Raw genomic sequence first — 9,723 nt, 5'->3', positions numbered from 1 at the left:
CCAAGAAGCATGTCTTCCTGGAGAAGCCGCCTGGCGCCACGGTCAGCGAGGTCGAGGACCTCAAGACATTGGCCGCGCAGAACGGCGTCTCGCTGTTCGCCAGCTGGCACTCGCGCTATGCGCCGGCGGTCGAGGCCGCGCGTGCTTTTCTAAGTTCAGCCCGCATCCACTCGGCCGCCATCAACTGGAAGGAAGACGTGCGCCGCTGGCACCCGAACCAGGAATGGATCTGGGCTCCCGGCGGTTTCGGCGTCTTCGATCCCGGCATCAACGCGCTGTCGATTGCCACCCATATCCTGCCGGCGATGTTCATCACCTCGGCGGTGCTGGATTTTCCCGAAAACCGCGCCTCCCCGGTTGCCGCGCGCGTCGCCTTCCGCACCTCGAACGGGTTGCCGGTGACGATGGACCTCGACTGGCTGCAGACAGGCCCGCAAAGCTGGGACATCCTGGCCGACACCGACAAGGGCGCGATGGTGCTGTCGGGCGGCGGCTCGAAGCTCGCCATCGACGGCAAAGTGGTTCATGACGAGCCGGAGGCCGAGTATCCGATGCTCTACCGGCGCTTTGCCGAAATCGTGCGCGCCGGCACCTCCGATGTCGATCTGGCGCCGCTACAGCATGTCGCCGACGCCTTCATGCTCGGCAAGCGCAACGTGGTCGAGGCGTTCTTCGATTGACAATGGGCAGTGAAGAGCGACCTCGCTCCGATCCCCACTTCCCGGATCATTTGCGAAGGGCGCGCCGCCCCTCATTGTCCTGCCGGACATTTCTCCCCGTATAGTGACGGGGAGAAAGGGGCAATGGCGACGCCGGCGTTCGCCCTGCAAGGTCGCCGATTGGCGAAAGCGTCAGCGACGGCGTCCTTCTCCCCGTCACTATACGGGGAGAAGATGCCGGCAGGCAGATGAGGGGCGGCGCCAGCCTGCAAAACAAGGCACCAGACGATGCTCCTCACTTCGCCACCGCCACAAAGTTCGGCTCCAACGCAATGCAAAAAAAGGCCGCCGGGTCGCCCCGACGGCCTTTTTTGCCTGAGATTCCTGCCGCCGCGCTTACTGCGCGGCGGTTGTCATGTCGGCCAGCATCGGCTCGGCGACTTCCGCACCCGAGGCCTTGCGGCGCTCGTCGATGATCAGTTCGTCGCGCGAGGTGGCAATGCGCCGGATCTGGCTCATCGTGCCGCCGGTACCGGCCGGGATCAGCCGGCCGACGATGACGTTTTCCTTCAGGCCCTGCAGCATGTCGGTCTTGCCGGCAACGGCAGCTTCCGTCAGCACTCGCGTCGTCTCCTGGAAGGAGGCGGCCGAGATGAAGGACGGCGTCTGCAGCGATGCCTTGGTGATGCCGAGCAGCACCGGCAGGCCTTCGGCCGGCTTCTTGCCGTCCTCGACCAGACGCTCGTTGACCTCTTCCAGTTCGATCACGTCGACATGATCGCCCGGGATGTAGGTCGAGTCGCCCTGCACCGTGATCTCGACCTTCTGCAGCATCTGGCGAACGATCACCTCGATGTGCTTGTCGTTGATCGACACGCCCTGCAGACGATAGACTTCCTGGATTTCGTTGACGAGGTAGGAAGCAAGTGCCTCCACGCCCTTGATCGCCAGGATGTCGTGCGGCGCCGGATTGCCGTCGAGGATGTAGTCGCCCTTCTCGATGACGTCGCCGTCCTGGAGATGGAACGGCTTGCCCTTCGGGATCAGGTATTCGACCGGCTCGAGCGTCGAGTCATGCGGCTCGATGATGATGCGACGCTTGTTCTTGTAGTCGCGGCCGAAGCGGATCGTGCCGTCGATCTCGGCGATGATGGCGTGATCCTTCGGACGACGTGCCTCGAACAGTTCGGCAACACGCGGCAGACCGCCGGTGATGTCCTTGGTCTTGGCGCTTTCCATCGGAATACGCGCCAGCACGTCGCCGGGACGAACCTGCGAGCCCGGCTCGACCGAAAGAATGGCCTCGACCGAGAGCAGGAAGCGGGCGTCGCCGCCCTTCGACAGCTTGCCGACCTTGCCCTTGGCGTCCTGGATCGCAATCGCCGGCTTCAGGTCGTTGCCGCGTGGCGTCGAGCGCCAGTCGATGACCTCACGCTTGGTGATGCCGGTCGACTCGTCGGCCGTTTCCTGAACGGAAATGCCGTCGACCAGATCCTCGTACGACACCCTGCCCTCGATTTCGGTGAGGACCGGACGGGTATAGGGATCCCACTCGGCGATACGCTGGCCGCGCTTCACCTTGTCACCATCGTCCACGAAGATGCGCGAACCATAGGTGAGGCGGTGCGAGGCGCGCTCCTTGCCGGCTTCGTCGAGGATCAGAACCGCCATGTTGCGGCCCATGACCATCTGCTGGCCGTCGGAGTTGCGCACCACGTTGCGGTTGCGGATCTCGACCTTGCCCTCATACGAGGCTTCAAGGAACGAGCTGTCCACGACCTGCGCGGTACCGCCCATGTGGAAGGTACGCATGGTGAGCTGCGTGCCCGGCTCGCCGATCGACTGCGCCGCGATGACGCCGACGGCTTCGCCCTGATTGACCGGGGTGCCGCGGGCCAGATCGCGACCGTAGCAGACCGCGCAGACGCCAACCCTGACTTCGCAAGTCAGTGCCGAGCGGATGCGGACCGACTGGACGCCGGCCTTTTCGATCTGTTCCACGTCACGCTCGTCCATCAGCGTTCCGGCCTTGACCAGGATCTCGCCCGACACCGGATGGGTGATGTCGTCGAGCGACGTACGGCCCAGCACTCTCTGGCCGACCGAAGCGACGACCTGACCGGCATCGACGATCGGCTGCATGGTGAGGCCCTTGTCGGTGCCGCAGTCGACGGAGTTGACGATGCAATCCTGCGCCACGTCGACCAGACGACGGGTGAGGTAACCCGAGTTCGCCGTCTTCAAGGCGGTGTCGGCCAGACCCTTGCGGGCGCCGTGGGTCGAGTTGAAGTACTCGAGCACGGTCAGGCCTTCCTTGAAGTTCGAGATGATCGGCGTCTCGATGATTTCACCCGACGGCTTGGCCATGAGGCCGCGCATGCCGGCAAGCTGGCGCATCTGGGTGGGCGAGCCACGCGCACCGGAGTGCGACATCATGTAGATCGAGTTCATCGGCTTCTGACGGCCATTGTCCTCGAACTCGACCGCCTTGATGCGGGCCATCATTTCGTCGGCGACCTTTTCCGAGCACTTGGCCCAGGCGTCGACGACCTTGTTGTACTTCTCGCCCTGCGTGATCAGACCGTCATTGTACTGCTGCTCGTATTCCTTGGCCAAAGCCTCGGTGTCGGAGACCAGCTTGATCTTTGCATCCGGGATCAGCATGTCGTCCTTGCCGAACGAAATGCCGGCACGGCAGGCATGGCTGAATCCGAGCGCCATGATGCGATCGCAGAAAATGACCGTCTCCTTCTGACCGCAATGGCGGTAGACGGTGTCGATCATCTTGGAGATGTTCTTCTTGGTCATCTCCTGGTTGGCGGTCTCGTAAGGCACGTTGACGTTCTTCGGCAGAAGCTCGCCGATGATCATGCGGCCAGGCGTGGTGTCATGGATCTTCGACACGACCTTGCCTTCCGCGTCGACCGTGCGGAAACGACCCTTGATCTTGGAGTGCAGCGTCACCGCCTTGGTCTCGAGCGCGTGCTGGAGTTCGCCCATGTCGGCAAACACCATGCCCTCGCCCGGCTCGTTCTGGTTGACGATCGAGAGATAGTAGAGGCCCAGAACCATGTCCTGCGACGGCACGATGATCGGCGCGCCGGAAGCCGGGTGCAGGATGTTGTTGGTCGACATCATCAGCACGCGGGCTTCAAGCTGCGCTTCCAGCGACAGCGGCACGTGAACGGCCATCTGGTCGCCGTCGAAGTCGGCGTTGAAGGCCGTGCAGACCAGCGGGTGCAGCTGGATCGCCTTGCCTTCGATCAGGATCGGCTCGAACGCCTGGATGCCGAGACGGTGCAGCGTCGGCGCACGGTTCAGCAGCACCGGATGCTCGCGGATGACCTCGTCGAGGATATCCCAGACTTCCGGACGCTCCTTTTCGACCAGCTTCTTCGCCTGCTTGACGGTCGAGGAGTAACCCTTGGCGTCGAGACGGGCGTAGATGAAGGGCTTGAACAGTTCGAGCGCCATCTTCTTGGGCAGGCCGCACTGATGCAGCTTGAGCTCCGGACCGGTCACGATGACCGAGCGGCCGGAATAGTCGACGCGCTTGCCGAGCAGGTTCTGACGGAACCGGCCCTGCTTGCCCTTGAGCATGTCGGACAGCGACTTCAGCGGGCGCTTGTTGGCGCCGGTGATGACGCGGCCGCGACGGCCGTTGTCGAACAGCGCATCGACGGCTTCCTGCAGCATGCGCTTTTCATTGCGCACGATGATGCCCGGCGCCCGCAGTTCGATCAGCCGCTTCAGACGATTGTTGCGGTTGATGACGCGGCGATAGAGATCGTTCAGATCCGACGTGGCGAAGCGGCCGCCGTCCAGAGGAACCAGCGGACGCAGGTCCGGCGGGATCACCGGAACCACCTTCATGATCATCCATTCCGGACGGTTGCCGGATTCCATGAAGTTCTCGACGACCTTGAGCCGCTTCAGATACTTCTTCTGCTTCAGCTCGGAGGTGGTCGAAGCCAGTTCCGAACGCAGGTCGCCGGCGATCTTCTCCAGGTCCATGCCCGCCAGGAGGTCATGAATGGCCTCGGCGCCGATCATGGCGGTGAAACTATCCTCGCCATACTCGTCGACGGCGATCATGTACTCTTCCTCGCTGAGCAGCTGGTGCTCCTTCAGCGCGGTGAGGCCAGGTTCGGTGACGATGTAGTTCTCAAAGTAGAGGACGCGCTCGATGTCCTTCAGGGTCATGTCGAGCAGCGTGCCGATGCGCGACGGCAGCGACTTCAGGAACCAGATATGGGCGACCGGTGCCGCCAGCTCGATATGGCCCATGCGCTCACGACGAACGCGCGACAGCGTGACTTCAACGCCGCACTTTTCGCAGATGACGCCCTTGTACTTCATGCGCTTGTACTTGCCGCACAGGCACTCGTAGTCCTTGATCGGGCCAAAAATGCGCGCGCAGAACAGACCGTCACGCTCCGGCTTGAAGGTGCGGTAGTTGATGGTCTCCGGCTTCTTGATCTCGCCGAAAGACCAGGACAGAATCTTCTCAGGGCTGGCAAGCGATATCCGAATGGAATCGAACACCTGCGCAGGCGCCTGCGGATTGAAGAGATTCATGACCTCTTGGTTCATGCCGTTCTCCTTTTCGGGGTCCTCGAAAACCCCTTGCATCTAGCGCGGGCCAAACGCCCGCCGTCGTGTGTCGGCCACCGGCCGAAGAATTTGGTGCGTTCGGTCGCGATTTCCGCGACCGAACGTCTTGGTTACTCGGCCGCGCCCCTATTCGGCAGCATCGGGCAGCCGGACAGGGTTGTCATCGAGCTTGGTGTTCTCCAGCTCGACATTGAGGCCGAGAGACCGCATTTCCTTGACGAGAACGTTGAAGCTCTCGGGGATGCCGGCCTCGAAGGTATCGTCACCACGCACGATCGCCTCGTAGACCTTGGTACGACCGGCGACGTCGTCGGACTTCACCGTCAGCATTTCCTGCAGCGTGTAGGCGGCGCCGTATGCTTCCAGTGCCCAGACCTCCATCTCGCCGAAGCGCTGGCCACCGAACTGCGCCTTGCCGCCCAGCGGCTGCTGCGTGACGAGCGAATACGGACCGATCGAACGCGCGTGGATCTTGTCGTCCACGAGGTGGTGAAGCTTGAGCATGTAGATGTAGCCCATCGTCACCTTGCGATCGAACGGCTCGCCCGTGCGTCCGTCATAGAGCTGCGACTGACCTGATGTGTGCAGGCCCGCCTGCTCCAGCATGATGTTGATGTCAGCCTCATGCGCGCCGTCGAACACCGGGGTCGCGATCGAGACGCCGCGGCGCATCTGCTCGCTGAGGCGAACGATGCTCTCGTCGTCATAGTCACGAACCGGCTCGTTGCGGTCGTTGGCCGGGATGAAGCTCTCGAGCGTCTTGCGCAGCGGCTTGATGTCGCCGGCTGCCTTGTACGTGTCGATCAGCTCGCCGATCTTCCTGCCCATGCCCGCGCATGCCCAGCCCAGATGCGTTTCCAGGATCTGGCCGACATTCATGCGGCTCGGCACACCCAGCGGGTTGAGCACGATATCGGCATGCGTGCCGTCCTCGAGGAAAGGCATGTCCTCGACCGGAACGATCCGCGACACGACACCCTTGTTGCCGTGACGGCCGGCCATCTTGTCGCCGGGCTGCATCTTGCGCTTCACGGCCACGAAGACCTTGACCATCTTCATGACGCCCGGAGGCATTTCGTCGCCGCGCTGGACCTTCTCGACCTTGTCCATGAAACGCTGTTCGAGCGCCTTCTTGGAATCGTCGTACTGGCCACGCAGGGCTTCCAGTTCGCTCTGGAGCTTTTCGTTCTCCACGGCAAACTGCCACCACTGCGAACGCGGATACTCGTCGAGCGTATCCTTGGACAGCGTCGAGCCCTTCTTGAAGCCCTTCGGTCCGGCGATCGCTTCCTTGCCGACGAGCACGTCGGAAAGACGCGCGTAGACGTTACGGTCCAGAATGGCCTGTTCGTCGTCGCGGTCCTTGGCGAGGCGTTCGATCTCCTCGCGCTCGATCGCCATGGCGCGCTCGTCCTTCTCCACACCGTGGCGATTGAAGACGCGCACCTCGACGACCGTGCCGAAAGTGCCCGGAGGCATGCGCATCGAGGTGTCGCGCACATCGGATGCCTTTTCGCCGAAGATGGCGCGCAGAAGCTTCTCTTCCGGCGTCATCGGGCTTTCGCCCTTCGGCGTGATCTTGCCGACCAGGATGTCGCCCGGCTGAACTTCGGCACCGATATAGACGATGCCGGCTTCGTCGAGGTTCTTCAGCGCTTCTTCCGAGACGTTTGGAATATCGCGCGTGATTTCCTCCGGTCCGAGCTTGGTATCGCGCGCCATGACCTCGAACTCCTCGATGTGGATCGAGGTGAAGACGTCATCGGCGACGATGCGTTCGGACAGGAGGATCGAGTCCTCGTAGTTGTAGCCGTTCCACGGCATGAACGCGACCAGCACGTTGCGGCCGAGCGCCAGATCGCCGAGCTCGGTCGACGGACCGTCGGCGATGATGTCGCCCTTGTTGACCCGGTCACCCATGCGAACCAGCGGACGCTGGTTGATGCAGGTGTTCTGGTTCGAACGCTGGAACTTCATCAGCCGGTAGATATCGACGCCGGACTTGCCCGGATCGAGATCTTCGGTGGCGCGGATAACGATACGCGTCGCGTCCACCTGGTCGACGATGCCGCCGCGGCGGGCGCCGATGGCGGCGCCCGAGTCACGGGCGACGATCGGCTCCATGCCGGTGCCGACGAACGGCGCCTCGGCGCGCACCAGCGGCACGGCCTGACGCTGCATGTTCGAGCCCATCAGAGCGCGGTTGGCGTCGTCGTTTTCCAGGAACGGGATCAGGGCCGCGGCCACCGACACCATCTGCTTGGGCGACACGTCCATCAGATCGACGTTTTCGCGCGGCGCCATCATCACTTCGCCGGCGCTGCGGCAAATGACGAATTCGTCGACGAAACCACCGTTCTTGTCGAGCTCGGCGTTGGCCTGCGCGACATGGTGCTTGGCCTCTTCCATCGCAGAGAGATAGACGACGTCATTGGTCAGCTTGCCGTCGACGATCTTGCGGTACGGGCTCTCGATGAAGCCGTACTTGTTGACGCGTGCGAAGGTGGCCAGCGAGTTGATCAGACCGATATTCGGGCCTTCCGGCGTCTCGATCGGGCAGATGCGGCCGTAATGCGTCGGGTGCACGTCGCGCACTTCGAAGCCGGCGCGCTCGCGGGTCAGACCGCCCGGTCCAAGCGCCGAGAGGCGGCGCTTGTGGGTGATCTCCGACAGCGGGTTGGTCTGGTCCATGAACTGCGACAGCTGCGAGGAACCGAAGAACTCGCGCACGGCGGCAGCCGCCGGCTTGGCGTTGATCAGGTCCTGCGGCATGACCGTGTCGATCTCGATCGAGGACATACGCTCCTTGATCGCGCGCTCCATGCGCAGCAGGCCGACGCGGTACTGGTTTTCCATCAGCTCGCCGACCGAACGCACGCGGCGGTTGCCGAGATTGTCGATGTCGTCGATCTCGCCCTTGCCGTCGCGCAGCTCGACGAGCGTCCTGACCACGGCCAGGATGTCGTCCTTGCGCAGCACGCGCACGGTGTCCTCGGCCTTGAGCTCGAGGCGCATGTTCATCTTGACGCGGCCGACGGCCGACAGATCGTAGCGCTCACTGTCGAAGAACAGCGAGTTGAACATGGCTTCGGCGGTTTCGAGCGTCGGCGGCTCGCCGGGGCGCATGACACGATAGATGTCGAACAGCGCGTCCTGGCGGCTCTCGTTCTTGTCGACGTTGAGCGTGTTGCGGATATAGGCGCCGACATTGACGTGGTCGATGTCGAGAACCTTGATCTCCTCTTCGCCGGTGCCGAGCAGCACCTTCAGCGTCTTCTCGTCGATCTCGTCGCCGGCCTCGAGGAAGATCTCGCCGGTGGCGTAGTTGACGATGTCCTCGGCCAGATAGTTACCGAGCAGGTCCTCGTCGGTGGCCTTGATCGCCTTCAGACCCTTTTCGCCAAGCGCCCTCGCCTGGCGGGCGGTGATCTTCTTGCCGGCTTCGACGACGACTTCACCGGTATCGGCATCGACCAGGTCGCCGACGGCCTTGAGGCCGCGGAAACGCTCGACGTTGAACGGAATGCGCCAATGGTCGCCGGCACGCTTGTAGGTGATCTTGTTGTAGAAGGTCGACAGGATCTCTTCGCCGTCCATGCCGAGCGCCATCAGCAGCGACGTCACCGGAATCTTGCGGCGGCGATCGATGCGGGCGTGCACGACGTCCTTGGAATCGAACTCGATGTCGAGCCACGAGCCCCGATAGGGGATGACGCGCGCGGCAAACAGAAGCTTGCCCGACGAGTGCGACTTGCCCTTGTCATGGTCAAAGAAGACGCCCGGCGAGCGGTGCATCTGCGAGACGATGACGCGCTCGGTGCCGTTGACGATGAAGGTGCCGTTCAAGGTCATGAGCGGCATGTCGCCCATGTAGACGTCCTGCTCCTTGATGTCCTTGATGGACTTGGCGCCGGTATCCTCGTCGATATCGAACACGATGAGGCGCAGCGTCACCTTCAGCGGCGCGGCATAGGTGAGGTCGCGCTGACGGCATTCGTCAACGTCGAATTTCGGTCCTTCGAACTCGTACTTCACGAACTCCAGCATCGAGGAGCCGGAAAAATCGGAGATCGGGAAAACCGACTTGAAAACAGCCTGCAGTCCCTCGTCCGGACGCCCGCCCTTGGGCTCCGCCACCATCAGGAATTGATCATAGGATGCCTTCTGAACCTCGATGAGGTTCGGCATCTCCGCAACTTCCGGGATCTTTCCGAAGAACTTGCGTACGCGTCTGCGGCCATTGAAAGTCTGGGTCTGGGCCATCGTCGCTCCTTAGCTCTAAACTCGGGACGAGCCTCGCCGCGGCTCGCCTTGCATTCTGGGCCACCTTGGCGGCAACCCTTTGTCTGTTTTCCCGGCGCCTGTCGGCGGCCGGCTAGAACGGGAGAAAACCCGTTTCCTGAAGGCCGGTTTTCGGCCCTCAGGAAAGAGGTTCTCGTAGATCTCGCGT

Annotated in this window: 3 protein-coding genes; 1 reads left to right on the top strand and 2 read right to left on the bottom strand. The window is 62.6% G+C overall.

What is annotated here, in order from left to right; translation table 11 throughout:
• The coding region (locus EOD15_RS20875; protein ID WP_148129597.1) for a Gfo/Idh/MocA family oxidoreductase at positions 1-680 on the top strand (680 nt) is incomplete at its 5' end.
• A gap of 375 nt (positions 681-1,055) precedes the next feature.
• On the opposite strand, the gene rpoC is transcribed toward EOD15_RS20875, so the two are convergent.
• Positions 1,056-5,252: a DNA-directed RNA polymerase subunit beta' gene (gene rpoC / locus EOD15_RS20865; protein ID WP_013531415.1), complete on the bottom strand. Its 4,197-nt coding sequence runs from the start codon at positions 5,250-5,252 to the stop codon at positions 1,056-1,058.
• 147 nt (positions 5,253-5,399) lie between these two features.
• Positions 5,400-9,536: a DNA-directed RNA polymerase subunit beta gene (gene rpoB / locus EOD15_RS20860; RefSeq protein ID WP_127260184.1), complete on the bottom strand. Its 4,137-nt coding sequence runs from the start codon at positions 9,534-9,536 to the stop codon at positions 5,400-5,402.
• Positions 9,537-9,723 lie beyond the last annotated feature (187 nt).

Origin of the sequence: Mesorhizobium sp. M7A.T.Ca.US.000.02.2.1 (assembly GCF_003996995.1) — a bacterium.
Lineage (GTDB): Bacteria > Pseudomonadota > Alphaproteobacteria > Rhizobiales > Rhizobiaceae > Mesorhizobium.
The sequence above is the reverse complement of the archived record's forward strand: the minus strand, read 5'-3'. Positions and strand labels throughout refer to the sequence as shown.